The following is a 1,483-nucleotide window of genomic DNA, read 5'->3' as shown; positions in this document are numbered from 1 at the left end:
CTCGAGTTCTAGCGGTCGTTGCAACACTGCTGGCTCAGACGGCGAGTAGATCACGTAGACGCTCGGCTGGTGTATTCCAGCCGAGCGTCTTGCGTGGACGACCGTTGAGCTCCTGGGCGACGTGTTCGAGATCCTCGGGACTGTGCCGGCTCAGGTCGGTGCCCTTGGGGAAGTACTGACGCAGCAGGCCGTTGGTGTTCTCGTTCGAGCCGCGCTGCCAGGGCGAGGCGGGATCGCAGAAGTAGACGGGCATCCCGGTGGCCATGGTGAACTGCTTGTGCCGCGCCATCTCGGCCCCCTGGTCCCAGGTGAGAGAGCCGCGCAGGTGCGGCGGCAGCGCCTGGACGGTGCGGACCAGACCGTCGCGGACAGCCGCAGCGTCGTGCGAGCTTCCGGGCAGATGGACCAGCATGGTGTAGCGGGTGGTCCGCTCGACCAGGGTGGCGATGGCGGACCGGCCGCGCTCGCCGACGATGAGATCGCCCTCCCAGTGACCGGGCACCGCCCTGTCCTCGATCTCAGGGGGACGGCTGCTGATCATCACCATCGGATCGTTGAAGCGAGGGGTGCGACGGCTGGGGTCGCGTCGCGGTTTGCGGCGCGTGCGGCCGGTGCGGACGGCTGCCTGGACTTCCCGCCTGAGACCGCCTCTGGCCTGCAAATACAGTGCCTGATAGATCGTCTCCACGCTCACCCGCATGCTCTGGTCGTCGGAATGACTCTTCCTCAGAGCGTGGCAGATCTGTTCCGGGGACCACCGCCGGCGCAGGCCATCCCGGACGAAAGCATGCAACGGGCTCTCACCCGCCAGCTTGCCTTCCTTCGGCCGGGGCCTGCGTGCGGCAGACGCCCTGTGCGCCGCGTAGGGCAGGTAGCCGACGGCCCCCGAATTGTTCCGCAACTCGCGCGAGATGGTGCTGGCAGGGCGCCCCAGGGCCCTCCCAATGGCTCGCAGTGACTGGCCGGCGTCGCGGAGGTCGCGTATCCGCTCCCGCTCGGCGAGCGACAGGAATCTCGGGTGCAGCTTCTTCTCAAGGGACTTGAGACCTACTGGCCGCACCCGTGCAGTGATGATCACATCGGACATGGTGACGGTTCCCGTCGTGTAGTTCACACGTCGGCCGTCTGGGTAGATCCGCCCGTTCCCGGACTTCCGAACGCCGTAGTCCCAGTCCTTGGCCGTGCGGCGGTTCACTCCGACCTGCTCGGCAGCCTCTCGCCTGGAGACCCCGCGGGCGCGGAGCCGCATGTACTCCTCGCGCCGCGGGTGCCCCAGGTGTCCGGTCGTCATGCCCGCCTGACGAGCCAGGCTGAACGCCGTATTCCGGTTCAGCCCCAGCTCACGGGCCACGACAGAGACGCTCCCCACGGCAGCCAGCCGGTCAAGGAAACGCCTCTTCAACGCCGGATCAAGCCTCTTACCGCCCACGGTCCTCGCAACTCCCATCGATCATGAGTGTTGCGAGGACCGCTAGAACCTAAG

The 1,483-nt window shown here is 67.2% G+C and carries 1 protein-coding gene; it reads right to left on the bottom strand.

All coding sequences use genetic code 11. The features are described from left to right. Positions 1-34: 34 nt before the first annotated feature. Positions 35-1,249, bottom strand: a complete 1,215-nt coding sequence (locus ACIQMU_RS31570; RefSeq protein WP_402690251.1) for an IS30 family transposase — start codon at positions 1,247-1,249, stop codon at positions 35-37. Positions 1,250-1,483: the final 234 nt, after the last annotated feature.

Origin of the sequence: Streptomyces sp. NPDC091649 (assembly GCF_044756785.1) — a bacterium.
In the GTDB taxonomy this organism is placed as follows: Bacteria; Actinomycetota; Actinomycetes; order Streptomycetales; family Streptomycetaceae; genus Streptomyces.
The sequence above is the reverse complement of the archived record's forward strand: the minus strand, read 5'-3'. Positions and strand labels throughout refer to the sequence as shown.

Bases quoted from the DNA above. Each gene is read 5' to 3' on its own strand.
- ACIQMU_RS31570 (WP_402690251.1), bottom strand. From the start codon at position 1,249: ATGCGGCTCCGCGCCCGCGGGGTCTCCAGGCGAGAGGCTGCCGAGCAG.